This window comes from Alsobacter sp. R-9, assembly GCF_054612375.1.
On record NZ_JBTSWJ010000028.1, the window covers coordinates 1 to 24,575 of the forward strand.

The 24,575-nt window shown below is 68.4% G+C and carries 12 protein-coding genes and 1 pseudogene; 7 read left to right on the plus strand and 6 right to left on the minus strand.

Annotation, left to right across the window (positions count from 1 at the left end; all coding sequences use genetic code 11):
• The 5 genes and pseudogenes from ACX9GQ_RS24540 to ACX9GQ_RS24560 form a co-directional block, all read right to left on the minus strand.
• Positions 1-2,696, minus strand: a pseudogene (locus ACX9GQ_RS24540) (peroxidase family protein); the annotation flags it as partial.
• A gap of 480 nt (positions 2,697-3,176) precedes the next feature.
• Entirely contained in the window at positions 3,177-3,737 is a 561-nt protein-coding gene (locus tag ACX9GQ_RS24545) for a TIGR00645 family protein (protein WP_459632245.1), read from the minus strand.
• A 95-nt stretch (positions 3,738-3,832) separates the two neighbouring features.
• A complete protein-coding gene (locus ACX9GQ_RS24550; protein WP_459632246.1) occupies positions 3,833-5,365 on the minus strand; it encodes a carboxypeptidase M32 in 1,533 nt (510 codons plus the stop codon).
• 155 nt (positions 5,366-5,520) lie between these two features.
• Complete coding sequence (locus ACX9GQ_RS24555; RefSeq protein WP_459632247.1) at positions 5,521-6,771, minus strand: Gfo/Idh/MocA family protein; 1,251 nt, start codon at positions 6,769-6,771, stop codon at positions 5,521-5,523.
• Between the two features lie 36 nt (positions 6,772-6,807).
• A complete protein-coding gene (locus tag ACX9GQ_RS24560) occupies positions 6,808-7,479 on the minus strand; it encodes a TetR/AcrR family transcriptional regulator (protein ID WP_459632248.1) in 672 nt (223 codons plus the stop codon).
• A 158-nt stretch (positions 7,480-7,637) separates the two neighbouring features.
• On the opposite strand from ACX9GQ_RS24560, the gene ACX9GQ_RS24565 reads away from it, so the two are divergent.
• Genes ACX9GQ_RS24565 through ACX9GQ_RS24590 form a run of 6 tightly spaced genes read left to right on the plus strand, consistent with a single transcriptional unit; the run spans position 7,638 to position 13,943 of the window.
• The gene (locus ACX9GQ_RS24565; RefSeq protein WP_459632249.1) at positions 7,638-8,927 is read left to right on the plus strand and encodes an ABC transporter substrate-binding protein; all 1,290 of its coding nucleotides are present in this window, start codon (positions 7,638-7,640) and stop codon (positions 8,925-8,927) included.
• A 10-nt stretch (positions 8,928-8,937) separates the two neighbouring features.
• Complete coding sequence (locus ACX9GQ_RS24570) at positions 8,938-9,870, plus strand: carbohydrate ABC transporter permease (RefSeq protein WP_459632256.1); 933 nt, start codon at positions 8,938-8,940, stop codon at positions 9,868-9,870.
• Positions 9,860-10,729, plus strand: coding sequence for a carbohydrate ABC transporter permease (locus ACX9GQ_RS24575; protein ID WP_459632250.1), 870 nt, complete (start codon positions 9,860-9,862; stop codon positions 10,727-10,729). Before ACX9GQ_RS24570 ends, ACX9GQ_RS24575 begins: the two co-directional genes overlap by 11 nt.
• 7 nt (positions 10,730-10,736) lie before the next feature.
• On the plus strand, positions 10,737-11,759 hold the full coding sequence (locus ACX9GQ_RS24580; RefSeq protein WP_459632251.1) for a Gfo/Idh/MocA family protein: 1,023 nt from the start codon (positions 10,737-10,739) through the stop codon (positions 11,757-11,759).
• 12 nt (positions 11,760-11,771) lie between these two features.
• Positions 11,772-12,848, plus strand: coding sequence for a Gfo/Idh/MocA family protein (locus ACX9GQ_RS24585; RefSeq protein ID WP_459632252.1), 1,077 nt, complete (start codon positions 11,772-11,774; stop codon positions 12,846-12,848).
• A 12-nt stretch (positions 12,849-12,860) separates the two neighbouring features.
• Positions 12,861-13,943 (plus strand): ABC transporter ATP-binding protein, encoded by a 1,083-nt coding sequence (locus ACX9GQ_RS24590; protein WP_459632253.1) that lies wholly within the window; start codon positions 12,861-12,863, stop codon positions 13,941-13,943.
• A gap of 66 nt (positions 13,944-14,009) precedes the next feature.
• Here ACX9GQ_RS24590 and ACX9GQ_RS24595 read toward each other — a convergent pair whose 3' ends face one another.
• Entirely contained in the window at positions 14,010-15,479 is a 1,470-nt protein-coding gene (locus ACX9GQ_RS24595; protein ID WP_459632254.1) for an oxidoreductase, read from the minus strand.
• Between the two features lie 684 nt (positions 15,480-16,163).
• Here ACX9GQ_RS24595 and ACX9GQ_RS24600 point away from each other — a divergent pair.
• Entirely contained in the window at positions 16,164-24,377 is an 8,214-nt protein-coding gene (locus ACX9GQ_RS24600; RefSeq protein ID WP_459632255.1) for a peroxidase family protein, read from the plus strand.
• Positions 24,378-24,575 lie beyond the last annotated feature (198 nt).

Sequence of the window (24,575 nt, forward strand, 5' to 3'; positions counted from 1 at the left end):
CCGGCCCCGCCGAACACCGTGTCGGCCCCCGCGCCGCCCGACAGCCGGTCGTCGCCCTCGCCGCCCCAGATCCGGTCGGAGCCGGCGTCGCCGAACACGTCGTCCGCACCCGAGCCGCCGAGCAGCAGGTCGTCGCCCGCCCCGCCGGCCACGATGTCTGCGTCCGACCCGGCATGGACGATGTCCGAGCCCTCGCCGCCCGACACCACGTCCGAACCGCCATGCGTCACCACCGCGTCGTCGCCGGCCAAGGCCTGCACGTGGTCGTCGGCCGCCGAGCCGGTGAGGGCGTCGGCGTTCGCCGTCGCCACTGCGGCCACCGCGGCGAGCGGAGGCTGCGTGACGGTGCCCGAGCCGTTGCCAGTGCCATTGCCCGTGCCGTTGCCGGCGCCATTGCCCGTGCCGTTGCCGGCCGAGTTGTCGTCGCCCTCGCCGTCGTCGTTGCCGGGCGAGTTGTCCTCGTCCGTGTCCAGCCCGTCGTCGTTGCCCGCTCCGGTGTCCTCGCCACCGCCGGACCCGCCATCGATACCGCCCGCATCGTCCTCGCCGCCGCCGGTGCCGTTGCCGACACTGCCCTCGTCGTCGACGGCGTTGCCGTCGTCCGCACCGGTGCCCGTGTCGCCGTTGTCCTCGCCTTCGCCGGTCGGGGTGACGAAGAAGACGTCACCGGGCAGCGACATGCCGGTGTTGCGGGCGATGATGTCGGAGAAACGGATCTCCTCGACGTGGTTCTGGTAGAGGTCGGCGTTGTCGAAGCGGTCGAGATAGTAGAACCGGTCGGCCTCCTGCAGGCGGTCGAACTGCTCGTGCAGCACGACCCAGAAGGTCTGCCCGACCATGCCGCCGTTGATGTGCTTCTCGGCGAGGCCGCCGACCCACAGGTCGACGCGGTCGATGCCCTTCACCGTGTTGCCGTTGACGAGCTCGATGTCCGGGTTGACCGCCCGGAACGCGTCGATCGCGTCCTGCGTCTCCAGCACGAGGTCGGGATAGGCCGTCCGGAACTGGGCGATGACGCTGTCGGAGAGGCCGTTGCGCTGCTGGAAGTCCTCCCACGACGCGTAGGGCGACAGGTTGCCGGCGTAGGACAATGCCTCGCGGACGTACGGGTCCTGGGAGGCGGCGAGGTCGGCACGGACCTGGTTGAGCGTGCCGAGGCCGACGTCGCGCCCGCGGGCCACGTTGAAGGAGAAGAGATCGGCGTTGATGCGCACGAGGTCGTTGCGCACCGCGTCGACGATGTTGAAGTCCACCTCCTCGGCCGCCTGCGTCGCGATGCCGGCGAGGATGTTGCCGGCGCCCATCTGGGCGTACCCCGGCTGCGGCACGTAGCCGTACTGGGCGAGCTGCGACAGGGGTGCGGTGAAGACGCCCGGGTCGTTGCTCGGGTTCAGGAAGGCGTCGAACAGCGCGACCTCGCGCGGCTGGCCGTCGGGGCCGATGATCTGGACGGTCTGGCCGATGAGCGAGTGCCCCACGCGGTACACCGCGGCGGCGAACTCGTGCGAGATGCCGGCGTCTGCGTCGGGGTTGTACTCCTTGAAGCCGTGGTCGCCGTCACCCCGGATGCCGCCGATCAGTGCATCGGCGAACTCGGTGAAGACGATGCGCTGGTACTCGGCCTCGTTGATCGCCTTGGCGGCCTCGAAGACATCCTGCTGCGAGCCCTGGAAGCCCTGCGCCAGAAGGTTCTCGACGTGGAAGTTGTGGTTACGGGCCCAGATCGTGTGGATGGCGGTGAGCGTGACGTTCTCGTTCACGCGGCCGTCGCCCGCCACCACGTGGTCGAGCAGGTTGATGTAGGGGTTGGTGTCGAGCAGCAGGGCGTGGCCGCTGCCCATGAAGTTGCCGGCCATCTGCCGGACGATGGCGGCATCGAACGAGCCGTCGTCCTTCACCAGCCCCGCATAGTAGGCGCGGAAGGTGGTTTCGCCGCCCGGCAGGCCGTCGGAGCGGAACACCGTGTCGTTGGTCCAGTGCTCGGTGATGAGCTGGCGCAGGGTCGGCAGCAGGTCGTAGTCGGGATTGGCGGGGTCGGGCGCGCCGAAGAACAGGCGGGAGGTGACGCCGCCCTGGCCGTCGCCCTCGCGCAGGAACGTGCCGACGAACTCGTTCGAACCGTAGGCCTGGTTCTGGTCGACGAAGGCCGTGATCTTGTTGAGATGCTGCGGGACCCCGTTGGCATCGACAAGCGCCACCGTTCCGCGCGTCAGGTCGGCCGGGTTGTTCGTGTTCGGCGTGCGGCCGGAACCCGGCTGGTCGATGAGCAGCGTGCCGTTGCCGCCCTTCGGAAGGAAGTCGAGCCCGTGGTCGAAGTACTGGCCGAAGGCCATGAACAGGATGCTGGCCCCGTTCGCTTGCTTGGCGAGGTCCGCCTCCTGCGCCCCGAGCACGTTGCTGAGCACGCGCGGGTCGAGGCCCTGGAAGATCGGGTTGACGGCGCGGTTGCCCGTGGCCGGATCCCATTCGCCGTAGCGCGCCTCGGTCAGGCGCAGGAACGGCGTATCGGCCGCGCCGTTCAGCGCGTCGCCCGTATCGTTTCCTTCGCCGGACAGGGTGCGGACGCCGGTGACGAGATCGTCGTTGGTCGGGACCGGCGTGTCGGAAACGATCGACTGCAGCAGGGCGAGATCGCCCGCCGTCAGCGTGTAGGGGGCGACGATCGAGCGATCGTCGTTGGCGGTGGTCGCCACGGGGGTCTGGTCAGCCATCGGTACGCGCCTCGCATGGGGGGAAGCCGGTCCCGATACGCTGGGCCGGCCGACCGGCCGCCGCGCCCCCACGACCGGAGGGCGTCAACGAACGGTCACTCAACTGAGGCGCGATAATTCAAATGGATTAGCCGTCGGGAAAGGATCGAAGGTCCGCCGGCCGCATCGGACCACGGACCGTGACACGAACTCTGGGGTCCGACGGGCGCGGGTCGAAGGTCCTACGTCGCGCCAACGTCCGGATTGGGAGGCCTGCTGCCTTCCGGGTGCGGGAAAGGAGCCCGCTCCCGGGCCTTTCCCTACGTCTCGCCCGGCTCCGCCGCAGCTCGGCGCGAGAGGGCGGGGGCATCGGTCGATGGTCCCGCGCGGGGGCGGCGCGCGAGCGCGGGTCGGACGGCGAAAAACCCCGACGCGGATTAAGGTTAAGCCGAAGCACCGGCCGCCGCGTCGGGGAAACCGTGTGGATCAGTGGTCCTTGGCGACACTCGCCGCGGGCAGCGAGATGCGGTCGACGTAGGCGATGCCGATCGCCGAGAGGATGAAGACCGTGTGGATGATCGTCTGCCACATGATGCCGGCCTCGGTGTAGGCGGCGTTGGGAGAGCCCAGGTTGCCGGCCTCGATGAAGGTCCGCAGCAGGTGGATCGACGAGATGCCGATGATGGCCATCGCCAGCTTGATCTTCAGCACGCTCGCGTTGACGTGGCTGAGCCACTCGGGCTGGTCCGGGTGCCCCGCGAGCCGAAGCCGCGACACGAAGGTCTCGTAGCCGCCGACGATCACCATCACGAGGAGGTTCGAGATCATCACCACGTCGATCAGGCCCAGCACGATCAGCATGATCTGCTGCTCGCTGAAGGTCGTCGCCTGCGTAACGAGGTGGAACAGCTCCTTCATGAATTTGAAGACGTAGACGCACTGCGCGAGGATCAGGCCGAGATAGAGCGGCAGCTGCAGCCAGCGCGAGCCGAAGATGAGCGCTGGAAGGGGCTTCAGCGGCGCGACGGCGGGGGCGGGGGACGTCATGGGCGGCGATGGCTCCTCTGTGGACGGTCGTCCGTCAGATAAGCGCCATCGCTGCCGTTGCCACCCCCGAGCCGCGTCAGCTTGCCGCAGCCGCTTCAGCCGAGGCTGATCCGGTAGACGTCAGCCATCTTGCCGCGCAGGTAGGCGATGTAGGGCGCGGGATCGAGGGCCCGGCCCGTGGCCTTGACGAGCAGTTCGTCGCGGGTGAAGCGGCGCCCATGCTGGTGGACGTGCTCGCCGAGCCACGCCTTGAGCGGCGCATAGTCACCCTTGTCGAGGCCCTGCTGGATCGCCGGCGTCGTCTTGCGGGCGGTCTCCATGAGCTGCGCCGCCATGACGTTGCCGATCGTGTAGTTGCAGAAGGTGCCGATCTGGCAGGTCGACCAGTGGATGTCCTGCAGGACGCCCTGCGCGTCGTTGGGCACGTCGAGGCCCAGCTCCGACTTGATCACCGCGTTCCACGCCTCAGGCAGGTCCTTGACCGCGAGGCTGCCGTCGACGAGCTGCTTCTCGATCTCGGTGCGCAGCATGATGTGGAAGTCGTAGGTGAGCTCGTCCGCCTCCACGCGGATGAAGCCGGGACGGGCGCGGTTCACCGCCCGGTAGAAGGTCTCCGGATCGACGTCGTGCAGCGCCTCGGGGAACGTCTCCTGCAGCGCCGCGAAATGCAGCTTCCAGAACGCGCGGCTGCGGCCGACGTGGTTCTCGTAGAGCCGCGACTGGGATTCGTGGGCGCCGAAGCTGACGCCGCCGACGGCGTAGTAGCCGACGAGGTCCGTGGCGAGCGGCGTGCGGGTGTAGGCCGGGTCGACGCCCTGCTCGTAAATGCCGTGGCCCGCCTCGTGCAGTGCACCGAACAGGCTCGGCGGCAGGTAGTTCTTGTAGAAGCGGGTGGTGATGCGCACGTCGTTGCGCGTGAACGAGATCTCGAACGGGTGGACCGTGTTGTCCAGCCGCCCGCGGGAGAGGTCGTAGCCGATCGTCTCCGCCATCCGGAGCGCGAAGGCGTGCTGGCGGTCCACGGGATAGTCACGGTGCAGGAAGTCGGCACGGGGCTGTTCCGCGGCGGTCACCGCCTTCAGGACGGGGGAGATGCCCGCCCGCAGCGCGCCGAAGAGGTTGGTCAGGCTCGCTACCGTCTCCCCGGGCTCGTAGATCGACATCAGCGCGTCGTAGGGATGGCCCGAATAGCCGATCGCCTCCGCGTATTCCCGCGCCACGGCGACGACCTGCTCGAGATAGGGCCGAAAGATCGCGAAGTCGCTGTCGGACCGTGCCTTGATCCACGCGGCGTTGGCGACGGTCTTGAGTTCGGCGCGCCGCTTCTGCAGCGCCGCCGGGATTCGGGAGTGGAAGGCGATGGCGTGCGCCGCCTGCTCGACGCTGCGCCGCTTCGCGTCGTCCGCCGGCAGCCCCTCGACCTCGCGCAGCGCGGCGTCCGTCGCCTTGCGCGTCTCGTCGGCGAGGAGGGCCTCGCGCGCCGCCGCGGTGAGGGTCGCGATCTGCTTCGAGCGGCTCTCCACGCCGCCGGGCGGCATCATCGTCCGCGAGTCCCAGGTGAGGATGGACAACGCGTTGAGGAGGTCGTTGACCGAGGCGAGACGCTCGGAAAAGACGGCGTAGGACATGCGCGGCCACCCCATGCTGGACCGTTTGGATTGTCTAACAATTAGACGGCGTCGTGCGGCTTGGCAAACCCGTGGAGTGCCTCGGCGAGACCCGACGCCGGGGATCGGCGCCGTGCGGCGGACAGGCCTTGGCGGCGCCAGTCCAGTGCTTTTCGTCAGCCCTCGAGCAGGTCCCGCAGCACGACCGGGCGGTTCTCGTTCATGCTCACGACCGCGGCGGCGCCCGTCATCATGGCCATGACGCCGGCCTCCAGGCCCGCCCGCTGGGACAGCGGGTCCTCGGTTTCCGGGCGGAAGAGCATGTTGCGCAGCCGGTCGTCGCCGCCGAAGTGACCGCCCTCGGCGTGCTTCACCCAGATGCGCTCGGGGCGGTCGGCGAAGGACCGGACGAGGAGGATCTGGTCCGCCGGCGGTTCGACCCAGGGTTGCTTCTCGTACTGCCGGACCTCGATGCGCCCGCGCGTGCCGTTGAAGGCGAGGTGGTGCCCCTCGACCGGCATCGCCGCGTTGAGCGAGTAGGAGGCCTGCACGCCGTTCTCGAACAGGATCGCGGCAGTCATCGTGTCGGGGATGTCGATGTCCTCCCGGAAGACGCAGCCGTCGCGCAGGTAGCCGTCCTCCTTTGCGGGATCCTCGTAGAGCATGTCGAGCCAGGGGTCGGCGCCGATGTCGAGGAAGAAGTCGCACTGGCCGGCGTGCGGGCAGGTGCGGCACCGCGGGCCGCGGAACGGGCCGTTCCGGCCATAGACCCGCAACGAGCCCTGCGCGAACACCTGTTTCGGAACCGACTGGAGGTACCAGTTCAGGAGGTCGAAGTGGTGGGTGGCCTTGTGGACCCAGAGGCTGCCGGAGTTCGCCGTGTAGGCGTGCCAGCGCCGGAAATAGTCGGCGCCATGCTTGGTATCGAGGTACCAGTGGAAGTCGACTGAGGTGACGTCACCGATGGCGCCGTCGAGCAGCAACTGCTTGATGCGTGCGGCCGTCGGCGCGTAGCGGTAGTTGAAGGTTACGTCGACCTTGCCCCCCGTGCGCGCCTGCACGTCGAGGATCCGGCGCGCCTTCGCCGCCGTCGTCGTGAGCGGCTTCTCGGTGATGACATCGATGCCCGCCTCCAGCGCCCGCACGATGAAGTCGTCATGCGTATGGTCGGGCGTGCAGACGATGATCCGCTGCGGCCGCGTCTCGCGGATCATGGCGTCGAAGTCGGTGTAGAGCGGCGCATCCTTGGCGGGACCGCCCATGGCGTCCCGGGCGCGGGAGAGGCGCAGCGGGTTGATGTCGCACAGCCCGACCATCTCGATGTCGTCGCTCCAGCCCTCCAGCAGTTCCTTGCCCCACATGCCGGTGCCGCGGTGGCCCGTCCCGACGATGGCGACGCGATGCTTGTTGCTGCCGGTTCGGCTCATGGGCGTATTCCAGATTTGCGGAGGGGGGAGGCGGCTTCAGGGCTTCAGCCAGGCGAGAACGACGTCCGCCATGTGGTCGCCCCAGCGCGCGAGGTGGCGGCGGTCGAGGAAGTCGCGGTTGAAGGACACGGAGAGCGTGTAGCGGTTGCAGAGCGAGAACCAGCCGACGCCCGCCATGGTGACGTAGACGTCGACCGCGTCGAGGCCGGGCCGGAACACGCCCGTCTCCGCTCCGCGCCGCAGGACCTCGGAGAGTTCCCCGACGATGGGCGAGTTGACGCTCGGCGCCCACGACGCCTGCTTCAGCACCCGTGCCTTGTTCATGTTCTCGGTGGCCAGAAGGCTCAGGAACTCCGGGTGGTCGAGGAAGTAGCGCCACGTGAAGTGGCACAACTCCCGAATCGCCTCGATCGGGTCCCGCCCGCGGAGATTGAGGCGCTGCTCGGCCGACCGGATGCCCCGGTAGATCTCCTGCAGGACCCGCTCGTAGAGGGCGTCCTTGTCGCCGAAGTAGTGGTAGAGCATGCGCTTGTTGACGCCCGCCCGCTCCGCGATGGCGTCGATGCGGGCGCCGCCATAGCCGTTCTCGGAGAACTCCTCGATGGCTGCGGCGAGGATCGCGGCGCTCGTGCGCTCGGGGTCGCGGCCGCTCCGGGTCCCGCCGCTGCGCGACGGGACGCGAGGGGGGATCACGTCTCCCTGGCTCACATCTCTCTCCCTCGCCCGCCGCCTTCGCTTTGTTGACAGCGCCTGCGAAACGGCTAGGCTTGTAACCAACTGGTTATTAACGCGGCCCAGCGAGAGCCGCAAGTCAGTTGGCCACGCGCGGCAGGCGCGGGTTCGGGAAACGCTCTGGGGAGAATGGCATGACGAAGCTCACGAGGCGCGGCCTTCTGGCCACGGGAACGGGCGCGGCGGCGCTGGCCTTGGCCGGTGGACGTCAGTCCTGGGCGCAGGCGCAGAAGCGCGTGCGCATGTACTGGTGGGGCTCCAAGGAACGCGCGGACCGCACGATCAAGGCGAACCAGGCCTACACGGCCGCCAACGCCTCGACGGCGATCGACGGCGAGACGCTGGGCTGGGGTGACTACTGGCCGCGCATGGCGACGCAGGCCGCCGGCCGCAACCTCCCCGACGTGATCCAGATGGATTACCGCTACATCTTCGAGTACGCGCGCCGCGGTGCGCTGCTGCCGCTCGACGACCAGCTCGGCAAGCTGTTGCAGATCAACGACTTCGGCAAGGACAACATCGACTGCGGCCGCGTCGACGGGAAGCTCTACGGCATCAACCTCGGCATGAACTCGTCGACGGTGCTGTACTCCAAGGACGCCTATGCCGCGGCCGGCCTCCAGCCGCCGACCGACAAGACGACCTGGAAGGAGTTCGCCGCCCTCTCGGCCGAGCTCACCAAGGCCGCGAAGAAGGATGGCTTCTTCGGCTCCGCCGACGGCGGCGGCGTCGAGCCGGCGTTCGAGGGCTGGCTGCGCATGCGCGGCAAGGACCTCTACACGCCGGACGAGAAGCTCGGCTTCAACGCCGACGATGCCACCGAGTGGTTCGCCATGTGGGACGAGATGCGCAAGGCCAAGGCCTGCGTGCCGGCCGACGTGCAGGCGCTGGACAAGCTGTCGCCCGAGTCGAGCATGCTGACGCTGGGCAAGGCCGCGGTGGCCTTCGCGCACTCCAACCAGCTCGTCGCCTACCAGGCTCTCACCAAGGAGAAGCTGGGCATGACCATGTACCCGAACGTCGGCCCCGGGTCGAAGCTCGGGCACTACATGAAGCCGTCGATGTTCTGGTCGGTCGCCAGCACCACCAAGAACCCCGAGGACGCCGCCAAGATCGTCAACTTCTACGTCACGGCGACGGACGGGGCGAAGGCTATCGGCGTCGAGCGCGGCGTACCCGCCTCGGCCGCTACCCGCAAGGCGATCTCGCCGGACCTCGACGAGCTCGGCAAGGCGATGGTCGACTACATCTCCTTCATCAGCGACAAGGTCGGCGCGCTGCCTCCGCCCCCGCCCAAGGGCGCCGGCGAGATCCAGTTCGTCCTCAAGCGCATCAACGAGGAGGTCGGGTTCGGCAAGACGAAGGTGGCCGACGCCGGCAAGGCGATGGTGACCGAGTCCGCCTCGATCCTCGCCCGGGGCTGACCCCGTGACGATCGCCAGCGTCGAGGGCGGCGGCCAGGCGGCCGCCGCCGGGGCTCCGCGCGCCCGCAGGTTGCAGTCCAGCACTGCGGGCTACCTGTTCCTGCTGCCGTGGCTCGCGGGGTTCTTCTTGCTGACCCTCGGCCCGACGCTGGCTTCCCTCGTCCTCTCCTTCACCAACTTCGATCTCATCCAGACGCCGCGCTGGGTGGGGACGGCCAATTACGTCCGCATCGCAACGGCCGACGCCAAGTTCTGGGAATCGTTGAAGGTCACGTTCCTCTACGTGATCCTCGCCGTGCCCCTGAAGCTCGCCTTCGCACTGGGCGTCGCCATGCTCCTGAACCGGGGCATCCGGGGGCTGCCGCTCTATCGGGCGCTCTTCTACTTGCCGTCGCTGCTCGGCGCCTCGGTCGCGATCGCGGTGCTGTGGCGCAAGCTGTTCGCCGGCGACGGGCTGCTGAACCAGTTCCTCGCCATGTTCGGCATCCAGGGGCCGAGCTGGGTGTCGAACCCCGACTACGCGCTCTACACGCTGGTCGTGCTGTCCGTGTGGCAGTTCGGGTCGCCGATGATCATCTTCCTCGCCGGCCTCCGGCAGATTCCGCAGGACATGTACGAGGCGGCGAGCCTCGACGGCGCCAGTTCCTGGCGGCAGTTCTGGAAGATCACGCTGCCGCTGCTGACCCCGGTCGTCTTCTTCAACGCGATCGTCCAGACCATCGACGCCTTCAAGGCGTTCACGCCGGCCTTCATCATCTCGGAGGGCACCGGCGGGCCGGTCAACGCCACGCTGTTCTACACGCTCTACCTGTACCAGGAGGCCTTCGGCTACCTGCGGATGGGCTACGCGTCCGCGCTGGCCTGGGTTCTCGTGGTCATCGTAGCGGTCTTCACCGCCTTCTCGTTCCTCACCTCCCGCTACTGGGTGCACTATGACGACTGACGCGACACTTCGCGGCGGGCGCCAGCGCAGCCCGGCCGCGTCGCTGGCGATCCACGGCGCGCTCTTCGTCGCCTCGCTGGTGATGCTCTACCCGCTGCTGTGGATGCTGGCGTCCTCGTTCAAGGACGAGGCGGAGATCTTCGCGCACGGCGTGTCCATCTGGCCGACCTCGTGGTCGCTGGATGCCTACCGTCGCGGGTGGGAGGGGCTGACCGTCAGCTTCGACGTGTTCTTCTGGAATTCGGCCGTCATTTCGATCCTGAGCGTCATCGGCAACGTGATGAGCTGCTCGCTCGCGGCCTACGCCTTTGCGCGATTGCAGTTCCGGGGGCGCAATTTCTGGTTCGCTCTGATGCTCGGCACGCTGATGCTGCCGTACCACGCGACCCTGATCCCGCAATACGTCCTGTTCCTGAACCTCGACTGGGTCAACACCATCCTCCCGCTCGTGGTGCCGAAGTTCATGGCGGTGGACGCCTTCTTCATCTTCCTGATGGTTCAGTTCTTCCGCGGCATCCCGCGCGAACTGGACGAGGCGGCCAAGATGGATGGCTGCGGCCCCTGGCGCATCTACTGGAAGATCATGCTGCCCTTGTCGCTGCCCGTGCTCGCGACGGCTGCCATCTTCTCGTTCATCTGGACGTGGGACGAGTTCTTCGCGCCGCTCATCTACCTGAACGACATGGGCTCCTACACGGTCCAGCTCGGACTGCGCGCCTTCGTTGACTCCAGCGGCAAGTCGGACTTCGGCGCGCTCTTTGCCATGTCCGTGCTCACGCTGGTGCCCGTCTTCATCGTGTTCATCTTCTTCCAACGCCTTCTCATCGAGGGCATCGCCACCACCGGCATGAAGCGCTGAGACCCCCATGGCCCTGTTCAAGTTCGCCGTCATCGGCATCAACCACGACCATATCCACGGTCAGATCGAGGCCATGACGGGCGCCGGCTGCGAGTTCGCGGCCTTCCACGCGCCCGAGGACGACCTCGCGGTCCCCTTCGCCCAGCGCTACCCGATGGCGAAGCGGGTCGACGACAAGCGTCGCATCCTCGAGGACGAAAGCATCCGCCTGATCGTCAGCGCCGGCATCCCCGGCGACCGTGCCGCCACGGGCCTCGAGGCCATGCGGCACGGCAAGGACTACATGGTCGACAAGCCCGGCCTGATCTCGCTGGAGGAACTGGCCGAAGTGCGCCGGGTGCAGGCCGAGACCGGCCGCATCTATTCGATCCTCTATTCCGAGCACTACGCCCAGCCCTCGACCGTGAAGGCCGGCGACCTCGTGCAGCAGGGCGCGATCGGCAAGGTCATCCACACCGTGGGTCTTGGCCCGCACCGCATCCGCAAGGACCAGCGGCCGCCGTGGTTCTTCGAGCGCGCACGCTACGGCGGCATCCTCACCGACATTGGTTCGCACCAGGCCGAGCAGTTCCTCTTTTTCACCGGCGCGACCTCGGCGCGGGTGAAGTCCGCGACCGTCGGCAACCGCGCCAATGCAGACAAGCCGGGCCTGCAGGACTTCGGCGACATGCACTTCGAGACCGAGGGTGCGACGGGCTACGTCCGCCTCGACTGGTTCACCCCAGACGGCCTTCCGACGTGGGGCGACGGCCGGCTGTTCCTCCTCGGCACCGAGGGGACCATCGAGTTGCGCAAGTACGTCGACGTGTCCGGCCGGTCCGGCACCGACCACCTCTTCCTGGTCGACCGCAAGGGCATGCGCCACATCGACTGCAGCGCCGTCGAGCTGCCCTTCGGCCGCCAGCTCGCGCGCGACGTGCTCGACCGGACGCAGACCCACATGTCCCAGGACCACTGCTTCCGGGCCATGGAACTCGCCCTCAAGGCCCAGGCCATCGCCGAGGGCCGGGCGGTCGACCCGGTCGTCTGAGCGAGGCCCGTCATGAGCAGCATCAGGACGGTCGCCGTCGTCGGCCTCGGCATCGGGCGCTCTCACCTCAAGGAGGGCTACGCCAACCACCCGGACAAGTTCCGGATGCTGGCGCTGTGCGATCTCGACGAGGGCCGGCTCGCCGCGATCGGCGACGAGTTCGGCGTGCCGCGTCGCACGACTTCGTTCGACGAGGTCCTGGCGATGCCGGACGTCGACATCATCGACGTCTGCACCCCGCCCATGGTTCACAAGCCCCAGATCCTCGCCGCGCTGGCCGCCGGCAAGGAGGTGATCTGCGAGAAGCCGCTCGTCGGTTCGCTGCGCGATGTCGAAGAGGTGACCGCGGCGGAGAAGGCCGCGCGCGGCCGGGTCATGCCGATCTTCCAGTACCGCTGGGGAACCGGGTTCCGGAAGGCGATGCACCTCGTCGCGAGCGGCCTCGCCGGCAAGCCCTACATGGCGACGGCCGAGACGCACTGGAACCGCGGCGCGGCCTACTACTCCGTACCCTGGCGCGGCCGCTACGACACCGAACTCGGCGGCGTGCTGCTGACCCACGCGATCCACCTGCACGACATGCTGTGCGAGCTGATGGGGCCGGTGGCGTCGCTCAGCGCCTACACGACGACCCGGGTGAACCCGATCGAGGTCGAGGACTGCGCCGCGGCGTCGATCCGGTTCGGCAGCGGGGCCCTCGGCACCCTGTCGGCGACGCTGGGCTCGGCCAACGAGATCAGTCGGCTCCGCGCCATGTTCGAGCACGTCACGATCGAGAGCGGTCTCGAGGCCTACGCCCCCGGCAACGACCCGTGGACCTTCATCGCCCGCGATCCGGCGCGGCAGTCGGAGATCGACGCGGCGGTCGCGTCCGTCCAGCCCGTTCGCCCGCGCTTCGAGGGCCAGATCGGCGACTACCACGCCGCGCTGCTGACGGGAGGGCCGCTGCCGGTGACGCTGGCGGATGCACGGCGCTCGCTGGAACTCATCACCGCGCTCTTCGACAGCGCCGAGCGGGAGGCGCCGGTGGCGCTGCCCCTCGCGTCCGACCACCCGAAGGCGGGCAGCTGGCGCCCGTCGCGCCGCTGAGGAGAACGACCGATGGCGCGCGTTGTCCTCGAAAAGGTCTTCAAGAAGTACGCCGACCTGCAGGTCATCCACGGGGTCGACCTGGAGATCGAGCCGGGCGAGTTCGTCGTCTTCGTCGGCCCTTCCGGATGCGGCAAGTCCACGCTGCTGCGCATGATCGCCGGGCTCGAGGAGATCAGCGGAGGGATCCTGCGGATCGACGGCGCGCCCATGAACGAGGTGCCGCCCTCCAAGCGCGGCATCGCGATGGTGTTCCAGAGCTACGCGCTCTATCCGCACATGAGTGTCTACAAGAACCTCGCCTTTGGCCTCGAGACGGCGCGCATGCCGAAGGCGGAGATCGACAAGCGCGTGCGCGAGGCGGCGCGGATCCTGCAGATCGAGCCGCTGCTCGAGCGCCGCCCCAAGGCGCTGTCCGGCGGACAGCGGCAACGCGTCGCCATCGGCCGCGCCATCGTGCGCGAGCCGCGGCTGTTCCTCTTCGACGAGCCGCTGTCCAACCTCGACGCCGAGCTTCGCGTGCAGATGCGCGTGGAGATCGCCAAGCTCCACAAGGACCTCGGCGTCACGATGATCTACGTGACGCACGACCAGGTCGAGGCCATGACCATGGCCGACAAGATCGTCGTCTTGCGCTCGGGCGTCGTGGAACAGGTCGGCCGGCCGCTCGATCTCTACAACCGTCCGGCGAACCAGTTCGTCGCGGGCTTCATCGGCTCGCCGAAGATGAACTTCCTCGACGCCACGATGCAGGCGCCGGGCGGGGCAGGGGCCACCGTGTCCCTCAATGCCTCGACCCTGGCGCTGCCGCAGCAGCGCAGCGGGGCCCCGGGCAAGGTCGTCCTCGGCGTGCGGCCTGAGCATCTGTCGGTGACGGAAGGCGCAGGATCGATCGGCCTCGGCGAGGCCCGCGTCGTGATCGTGGAGCACCTCGGCGGCGAGACCATCGTCTACGCGACGCTCCAGGACGGGCAGCCGATCACGGTGTCCCTGCAGGGGCAGCGGGGCGTGACGTCGGACGAGACCATCCATGTCTACGCCGACCCGGCGCTGTGCCACCTGTTTGACGACAAGGGACAGAGCCTCCGCGCCTGACGAAACGGACCCAGTAGTGAGGGATGGCGCCGGGCCGCTGATCGGCCCGGTCGTTCCGGATGGGGCTTAGGCAGCCTTCTCGGGCTTCTTCACGGCCGCGAGCTGCTTCGCCTCGGGCGACTGCTTGTAATGGGCGTCGAGCGGGTAGCATCCCGAGACGATGCCGTTGCGCGGGGCCGTCGTGCAGTCGCTGAACGTCCGGCACAGCAGCTTCTTCTTGAAGGGGCGGCCCTCGAGCACGTCGCGGGCGAGGTCCGGGTAGGACAGCATCATCCGGCCGAGTCCCACCGAGTCCGCGTGCCCGAGCCGGATCACCGCCTGAGCAACGTTCGGCAGGAACTCCTGCAGGTAGGTGTAGCCGCTGCCGACGAAGCAGAGGTCCGGGAAGCGCTCCTTCAGCGCCTTCACCACCTCCAGGTGGCGGATGACGCCCGCCAGCGGCTCTTCCGGCGGGTGATAGCCGTCCGACGGCGGATAGATCGCGGGGCGGATGAGGTGCGGCGTGTAGTAGGGGCTGCCCGCCGTGATGTTGATCAGCCGCACGTCCATCGCGCGCATCATCTCGAGGAGGGCAATCGGCTCCGAGAGGTCGACGCGGGTCGGGTCCTGCGGATCGGCGCCGAAGGCGTACCGATACGGCAGGGCGACGTCCTCCGGGATGCCCGGTCCCAGCGCCCCCGGCTGGGAGCGCGCCGGGTCCGGCCGGAAGGGCACGAAGTCGACGGCGCTGAGGCGCACGCCGATGGCCAGCCCCGGCGCCTCGGACCGGATGCCGTCGACGACCTCCCGCGGGAAACGCGCGCGGTTCTCCAGGCTGCCGCCGTAGCGCCCGGGTCGGTCCACCGCCGTCAGGAGCTCGTGGGCCAGATATCCGTGGCAATGCTTGATGTCGACGAAGTCGAAGCCGATGTCTCGCGCCTGCCGCGAAGCCCGCACGAAGTCCTCGACGAGACGGGCGATGTCGTCGTCCGTCATCACCGGCCAATCGGCGGGCACGTGGTATTTCCGGTCGAGGAGGGGGTGACGGTAGGCGATCGCGGGCACGAAGCGCTTGTGGTCGCTGGGCTTGCAGAAGCGCCCGGAGTGCGTGAGCTGAAGTCCGATGACGAGGCCCTTGTCGTCGCCCATCGCCTCGACATGCGACTCGACCAGCGAGCGGCGGAGCGCGGCGAGGGACGCGAGCGTCCCGTCGTTGATGACGAGCTGGTTCGGGTTGGCCCGCCCGTCTGGCCGCACGGCCACGGCCTCGCCGCCCCAGATCAGCTTGGCGCCGCTCAGGCCGAAGCGCTGCCAGCGGCGGATCGTGTTGGCTGAGGGCGTCCCGTCCGTGTTGCCGTCCCAGCCTTCCATGGGGTTGACGGTGAAGCGGTTGCCGATCGTGAAGCCGGCAGCCTCCAGGGGCCGTGCAAGGGGGGAATCGGGGCCGTGGGCCACCACCTCGTCGCAGGGCAGGGACAGGCCGAGCCCCGCGAGGTAGGCCTGCAAGGAGCGGACGTCGCGCAGCGACGCGACCTTCGGATAATCCCCGAACTTCATGGCGTTTCCCCGTGTAATTCACCGGATGGTTACACCCCGGCGGCCCGCTGTAAAGGCGCCCCTGCACCTGACGGAGTGTCCGTCGGTAGGGCGGGCGGTGCCGGCGCCCGAGGGCTCGATCCGGCCCGGTGATGCGAACACGACGCGAGGTCGCGAGGCAGGTCCGAGGGTGAGGACGGGGCCTCGGCCGCCGCTGCCCACACTCAATGCTTCATTAACATTAACGCCTAACCAGAGCGTCCGGACCCGATGGTCCGACGGTCCTGGGGCCCCGTGCGACCAGTGTCGGGACCTTGGTCCGGCCTCGCGTCCTACCCGGATCGCTTAATCGAGGGCGATTAATTCAATTGGATTAGCAGTCACTTGTCGCGTCATCCGGGAAAACACGTGCCTCCGGGTCCGACCCCGCGCATCGCGACCAGGCCCGACCAGCGGTCCCGGCAGGCCCTTCCCGGGGGTCCGAGGACGGTCCGGCTGGCCGGCCACGCATTAAGACCTTGGATGCTTCCGCGCCGGAAGCGCTCTCAACAGTATCGACTCAAAGTTGCATCAGCCGCTTAACCAATCCTCCGGATGCGGCGTCGCGAGACGAGGTCACCCGGGGATCGGACGGAGCGGCAGATGCGGACGGCGGGGCGCGTATGGGCCCGCCGGCGTATCCACCCCGAGCCAAGGCGTGCCTCCATGGTCACTCTCGTCCGTAACGATCTCGAGTTCATTCTCCAGCAGATCCGCATTGCCGAGGCGAACTCCCTCGCCCACAGCCTCGAGACCGGCGAGACCTACTACGCCGACCTGCGCGCCGTGATGGTCGACGGGGTCCGGGTGCTGGTCGATCCGCACCTGCCCTACGGGCTGCGCTACGTCGACGGCTCGAACAACAACCTGATCCCGGGTCGCGAGACCTACGGCTCGGCGGACCAGACGATGCCGGAGATGCTCGGCTCGGTGGACCGCTATCCCGACGGCCTCGTCTCGGACGCCGCGCCGCGCCTGATCTCGAACCTCATCTCCGACCAGACCCCGGGCAACCGCGCGGCGGTCATCGCGGCGTTCGAGCAGCAGGGGTTGCCGGTCAACAACGCCGTCGTGGACCAGATCGTCGCCGACTGGCAGGCGGTCGCGGCTGCGGACGCCACGGTGCGATACCTCGAACTGATCGACCGTCTCGTCGATCGCAGGGACACGACCGGGCCGGCCGCGCCGACGGCCGGAGAGCTCGCGGGCATCAATGCCCAGCTGGCAGCCATCAGCACCGCCCCGGCCGTTGCGTCGCTCCTTTCGGCGGCGGTCGGCGAGACCTGGTTCGCAGACCTGACCGCGCCGGGCGCGGACGCGCTGCGCACGACGGAGATCGCGGACGCCCGCACTGCGGCCACGACGCTCGGCAGCGACTTCCAGGCGGACGTCGCTGCCGCTGGCCTGACCCTCGACGGCAAACCGGGGCTCCCGACGAGCCAGCTGTCGCTCGTCATCCCCAACGTGTCTCCCGACGAGGGCCTGACCGCGCCGTTCAACTCCTGGATGACTCTGTTCGGGCAGTTCTTCGACCACGGCCTCGACCTGATCCCCAAGGACTCGTCCGTGAACGTCCTCGTGCCGCTCGCCGAGGATGACCCGCTCTATGTCCCGGGCGGTCGCACGAACTTCATGGTGCTGAACCGTGCGGTCGCCGACCAGCAGGGCCGTGAGATGAACCTCACCACGCCCTGGATCGACCAGAACCAGACCTACACCTCCCATGCCTCGCACCAGGCCTTCCTGCGCGAGTACGAGATCGTCGGCGGTCGCGTGGTGACCACCGGCCACCTGCTCGAGGGCGCCAAGCGCGACGCGGAAGGGCGGTGGCTCGACGCCAGCGGCAACGTCACGACGGTATGGGAGAACGTGGCGCGCGAGGGTCTCGCCACCTGGAAGGACATCAAGGAGCAGGCCGAGTTCATCCTCGGCATCAGGCTCGTGGACACCGACATCTTCAGCGTGCCGCTGCTGGTGACGGATCCCTATGGCCAGCTGATCCTCGACGCGAACGGCAACGCCCAGCTCGTGAAGGGCAATCCGGCGGCGCCGACGTTCGTCTCCGGCAACCGCACGACCCCCGTGGACACCGCCGGCTCGATCTCGACGAAGCACGCCTTCCTCGACGACATTGCCCACGACGCGGTGCCGAACTTCGTCGACCACGACCGCAATCCGCTCACCGCGCCCCAGGCGAAGACCGCCGACTCGAACGACGCCGTGGGTCTCTCTGCCGACCGCAACGAGTTCGGCGTCGTCACCTCCTACGACAACGAGCTTCTCGACCGCCACTTCATCACCGGCGACGGCCGCGGCAACGAGAACATCGGCCTGACGACGGTTCACTACGTGTTCCATGCCGAGCACAACCGCCAGGTCGAGGCGATCAAGCAGACGGTCCTGCAGTCCGGTGACCTCGCTTTCATCAACCAGTGGTTGGCGACCGACGTCACGGTGGTTCCCGCGAGCACGACCGGCCTGAACTGGGACGGCGAGCGCCTCTTCCAGGCCGCCCGCTTCGCCACCGAGATGCAGTACCAGCATCTCGTCTTCGAGGAGTTCGGCCGCCGCGTGCAGCCGGCCATCGACCTCTTCATCTTCAACAACATCACCGAGATCGACCCGGCGATCGTCGCCGAGTTCGCGCACGTCGTTTACCGCTTCGGCCACTCGATGCTCGACGAGCAGGTGACCCGCCTCGACGTCGTCGGAACGGGTGCGAACCAGTCGGTGCAGAGCAACGACATCGACCTGATCGGCGCCTTCCTCAACCCGGTCGAGTTCACGGCCGACTACGGCGGCAGCCAGGAGGAGGCGGCCGCGGCGATCGTGCGCGGCATGACCCGCCAGACGGGCAACGAGATCGACGAGTTCGTCACGGACGCGCTGCGCAACAACCTGGTCGGCCTGCCGCTCGACCTCGCTGCGCTCAACCTTGCCCGCGGCCGCGACACCGGCGTGCCGACCCTCCAGGAGGCGCGCGCCACGTTCTTCGAGCAGTCCGGCAGCCAGTGGGTGAAGCCCTACACGAGCTGGATCGACTTCGCCCAGAACATCAACAACCCGGCCTCGATCGTGAACTTCATCGCGGCCTACGGGACGCACGCCTCGATCGTCGCGGCCGACACGGTCGAGGAGAAGCGCGACGCCGCGATGCTGCTGGCATTCGGCGGTGCGGGTGCTCCCGCCGACCGGATGGACTTCCTCTACGGCCGCAACGCCTATGCCTCTTCGCTCGGCGGCCTGAATGACGTCGACTACTGGATCGGCGGCCTGGCCGAGAAGAAGATGCCGTTCGGCGGCATGCTCGGCTCCTCGTTCATGTACGTGTTCGAGGCGCAGATGCAGAACCTGCAGAACGCCGACCGGTTCTACTACCTGTCGCGCACGCAGGGCCTCAACATCCTGAACGAGCTGGAGAACAACTCGTTCGCGTCGCTCATCATGAAGAACACGGGCATGGGCGAGGGCACCGGCCCGCATCTGCCCGGCGACGTCTTCTCCTCGATGGACTACACCCTCGAGGTCAACCAGAACTGGCAGCAGGACTACAACGGCGCGGCGCCTGGCAAGGACCCGACCTTCGACCCGACGGCCGGCGGATCCGAGAGCGTCCTGGCCGGTCTCGGCCTGACCAAGGTGATCCGCGACAACCCGAACACCGTCGCCAACGAGGCGCTGAACGCCAACGGCGTGCTGGCCCAGGGCGCCACCGGCAACTACCTCCAGTTCATCGGCGGCGAGCACGTCGTGCTCGGCGGCACCAACCAGAACGACACGCTGGTCGGCGATGACGGCGACGACGCTCTCTGGGGTGACGGCGGCGACGACGTCCTCATCGGCGGCGCCGGCGTGAACCGCCTGCACGGCAAGTCGGGCGACGACACCATCATCGACGGCGGCGACATCAGCTTCCTCCACGGCGAGGACGGCAACGACGTCATCCATGCCGGCGCGGGCGCGGGCGAGCTGATCTTCGGCGGCGCCGGCTCCGACTTCATCAACATGGGCGAGGACGCCAAGGAGGCCTTCGGCGGCCTCGGCAACGACTTCATCCTCGGGACGGCCGCCAACGACTTCATCCTCGGGAACGAGGGCGACGACTGGATCGAGGGTGGCGACGGCTTCGACGGCATCGCGGGCGACAACTCGGAGTTGTTCTTCAACTCCAAGATCATCGGCCACGACGTGATGTTCGCAGGCCCCAACGAGCAGGATTTCGACGCCGAATCCGGCGACGACATCATGGTCCAGGGCGAGAGCGTCATCCGCAACGAAGGCATGATGGGCTTCGACTGGGTGACCCACAAGGACGTCGCGCTCGCCGCCGACGTGAACCTGGCCCGGCCGATCTTCACCAACGACGCCCAGGACATCCTGCGCAACCGCTACGACAAGGTCGAGGGTGCGTCGGGCTGGCGCATGAACGACGTCATCATCGGTGATGACCGCGTCCGCCAGGCTGCGGGTGCGGACGCCGAGGCCGGCGCCGACGGCGCCACCCCCGGGCTCGCCGAGACGACGCTCTTCGGTGACGAGCTCACCGAGGCGGGCCTCGACCGTATCGCCGGCTTCCGCCAGCTGATGGTCCAGGCGGGCTGGACGACCAACACGACGCCGGTCAACAGCGAGACGCAGGTCGTGTACGCCGACGGCAACGTCCTCATGGGCGGCGCCGGCAGCGACACGATCACCGGCCGGGGCGGCGACGACGTCATCGACGGCGACAGCTGGCTCAACGTCCGCATCAACGTCACGATCGGCAACGTCGTCTACACGACGGACTCGCTGACGCGCGGCCTGATGCCGATCGCCGGCACCGCGCAGCTCGCGACGCTGGATCCCGCGACGGGCAAGTATGCGCTTCCGCCCAACGCGGCCCTGCCGTTCGACGGTCGCCCGCTGCACTCGCTGCTCCTCGACGGCACGGTCAAGACCTCGCAGATGTCGATCGTCCGCGAGATCATCGACGGCGACACCGGCAACTCGGCGATCGACGTCGCCGACTACAGCGGCAACATCGCCGACTACACGATCCGTCGCGACAACGGCGGCGTCCGGATCATCGACAACCGCGGCATCGACTCCTCGTCGATCGGTGACTACGTCCGCAACGTCGAGATGCTCTCCTTCGCGGACGGTCAGGTGAGCGTCCAGGAGATCTTCGCGCGGCCCTTCGACGCCATCCGCATCGTCAACCAGAACGATACGGGTCCCGGGCTGCGGGCCGTGGCCGAGAACCTCCAGGGCAACCCGGCGCTGACCTATCAGTGGCAGCAGTTCAACGGCACCAACTGGGTCAACATTGCCACCGGCGTGAACCTGAACAACCCGCCGCGGGACGTGGAGATCCGTGTCGTCGTAAGCGGGGCGGGCTTCAGCCCGGTCACCTCGATCGAGCAGGCCATCGTCGCCACCGCCGGCGTCGAGGACCTCATCGACGCCACGGACGTGCCCACGGTCATCCTCGGCCTCGACCAGGACGACCGCCTCAGCGGCGGCGTCGCAGCCGACCTGCTCGTCGGCGGCGCCGACAATGATCGCCTCGACGGCGGCGACGGCAACGACACCCTGCGTGGCGGTGACGGCGACGACATCCTGATCGGGCGCACCGGCAACAACGTCCTCATCGGCGGCGCCGGCGACGACGACCTCTCCGGCGGCCACGGCAACGACTCGCTCGACGGCGGCGCGGACACCGACAACGCCAACATGGGCCTGGCGATCAACGCCTACGCCTTCAGCCGCGTCGGCACCGTGGTCACGGTCACCGACAATGCCGGAGCGGAAGGCGACGGCGTCGACACGCTCCAGAACGTCGAGACGCTCACCGACATCGACGGCACCCTCTTCAACCTGATCATCAACGGCGCGGGCACGGCGGCCCAGGACGTCCTCGTCGGCGACGCCGGCGCGAACACCCTGACGGGCGGCGGCGCCAACGACATCGTCTTCGCCGGAGCCGGCAACGACCGCATCGTGGTGGCCCTGGCCGACGGCGCCGACACCATCTTCGGCGGGGAGGGCACCGACACGCTGGCCTTCACCGGCAACGGCACCGACGAGACGATCTCGGGCGCGGGCGGCAACCTCACCCGCAACGGCGTCTCCTTCGGCCAGACCAACGGCGTGGAGGTGTTCGAGCTCACCGGTGCGGGCGGCAACGACACCCTCACCGGCAGCGACGGCGCGGACCGCTTCATCTGGTCCGTCGGCGACGGCATAGACGCGGTCAACGGCGGCGGCGGAATCGACACGCTGGTCATCAACGGCAACGCCGACTCCGAGCGCTTCGACCTGACGGCCGTCTCGGCGACGCGGACGGTGGGCGCGGGGGCCGCGGTCGCGATCGCCGGCCTCACGTCCGTCGAGGCGTTCTCGGTCTCTGCCGGCGCGGGAGCGGACACGATCGTCAGCGGCGCGGGCAGCGACGTGATCGACGGCGGCACGACCGGGCCCAACCCGAACGCCGAGGACGCGATCAGGGATGTCGTCATCTACGCGGGCAACCAGGCGGACTACTCCATCAACCGCACGCCGACCGCGACGTTCGTCACCCACATCGCGTCCGGCGCCGTCGACACGGTCACGCGGGTCGAGGCACTGCGGTTCGATGACGGGGACTTCCTGCTCGTCAACACCCCGGCCACCGGGACGGTGACGATCAGCGACACAACGCCGACCGAAGGCCAGCAGCTGACGCTCACGGCCAACATCCAGGACGTGAACGGCGTCGGGCCCTTCAGCTACCAGTGGCAGCGTTCCACCGACAACGGCACGACCTGGACCAACATTGGCGGTGCGACGAACGCGTCCTACACGCCGGTCGACAATGTGTTCGGAGTGGACGACATCGGCAATCGCCTGCGGGTCAACGTCAGCTTTGTCGATGGCTTCGGCTACTCCGAGACCATCTCCTCGGCGGCCACTGAGGTGGTCGGTGACGTCCTGAATGGCGCCAATGGCGTGAGCCTCACCCTGAACGGGACGGCCGGGGCCGACGTCATCACGGGCGGTAACCCCGTCACCATCCCCTTCGTGGGCACTTTCGGCGGAAACGACAGCCTCAACGGCAACGCCGGGGCCGACACGCTGAATGGTGGAGCCGGAAACGACAACATCGTCGGCGGGGCAGGAAACGACTCGATCCTCGGAGGCACCGGCAGCGACAACATCCGCTGGGCGGCCGGGGATGGTCGGGACATCGTCAACGGCGCCGGCGCGGCCGCCAACGATACGGGCGTCGATACGTTCTTCGTCACCGGCAACACTGACGCCGAGACATTCCGGATCTACTCGCGCGCCTTCCTCGATGCCCCGGCGAATGCGGGCGTGCTCGCGGCGGTCGGTCCGCTCCAGGGCGGGACGGAGATCGTCATCACACGCACGGTCGGTGCCGTGACCGAAGTGGTCGCGGAACTGGACAACATTGAGGAGTTGAACATCAACGCCTCGCTGCGGACCACGGGTGGCAACGTCCAGGCGGGGACCGTCTCGGGCGACACGATCCAGATCTTTGGCAGCTTCGCCGGCACCAGCCTGCTGCTGAACACCATCACGATCGAGGGCTCGGCGGACTCCGACACGATTGACATCTCGTCGCTCCAGTCGGCGCACCGCATCGTGTTCCGCGGCTCGGGCGGCAACGACGTCATCGTCGGCACGCTGCGCCCGCAGGACGTCATCGAGGTTCCGACCGGCACGCCGGCCGACTACACCGAGACGACGAACCCCAACGGCACCCGGACCCTCTCCAACGGCACGAACTCGATCACCTTCCTGTCCACCGGCATGCCGACCATCGTCGCGGCCGGGACGACCGGACATGACGACGACGAGCCGGACACGGACGAGGACAACTCGCCCGGCAACGACGACGGCGAGGGCGACGACAACTCGGCCGGTAACGGCACGGGCAATGGCGCCGGCAACGGCACGGGCAATGGCATTGGCAACGGTTCGGGCACCGTCACGCAGCCCCCGCTCGCCGCGGTGGCAGCAGTGGCGACGGCGAACGCCGACGCCCTCACCGGCTCGGCGGCCGACGACCACGTGCAGGCCTTGGCTGGCGACGACGCGGTTGTGACGCATGGCGGGTCGGACGTGGTGTCGGGCGGCGAGGGTTCGGACATCGTCCATGCCGGGTCGGACGCCGACATCGTGGCCGGCGGGGCGGGCGACGACCTGCTGCTGGGCGGCTCGGGTGCGGACGACGTGTTCGGCGACGCCGGGTCCGACCGGATCTGGGGCGGCGAGGGCGACGACCGGCTGTCGGGCGGCGCCGGCAACGACACGGTGTTCGGCGGGGCCGGCAACGACCTCGTCAGCGCCGAGAAGGGCGACGGCGACGACGTCTACTGGGGCGAGGCGGGCGTGGACACCTACGACGCCTCCGTCTCGACCGCGAACCTGACGATCGACGTTGGCACCGGCTTCGGCGGCCGCGGCCGGGTGGTGGGCGCCGACATCGGGTCCGACACCATCTGGGGCTTCGAGAACGTGGTGGCGGGCTCGGGCAACGACACGATCACGGCGTCGAACGCGGCGAACGTGCTCGACGGCGGGGCGGGGAACGACGTTTTCCGGTTCCTGTCGGCCTCGGGCGCGGACGGCGACACGATCCTGGGCTTCGAGCCGGGCGACAGGCTCGACCTGTCGGGGATCGACGCGAACGCGGGCACGACGGCGGGGGATGCGTTCACGCTGGTGAACGGCTCGTCCTTCAGCGCGGCGGGCCAGCTGCTGGTGACGTTCGAGACGACGGCGGAGGGCGACTTCACGGTGGTGCAGGGCAACACCGACGCCAACACCGCCGACGCCGAGTTCACCCTGCGCATCGCCGGACACCACGAGCTGAACGCCTCCAACACGGTGTTCTGAGACTGAGACGGGGCGGCGGGCCGCAGGGCCCGCCGCCTGCGCACGACCACGGGCGGGCGAGGAGGCCCGCCCCCGGAAGCCGGACGACCATCCAGCGGGGTGAGACGTGGCCCACGACCGAGACATATCGACGGCGAAGCGTCGGGCTGGTGAGGCTTTGACGCGTGGGCTGGGTCCGACGGTTGCGTTCCTGTTCCT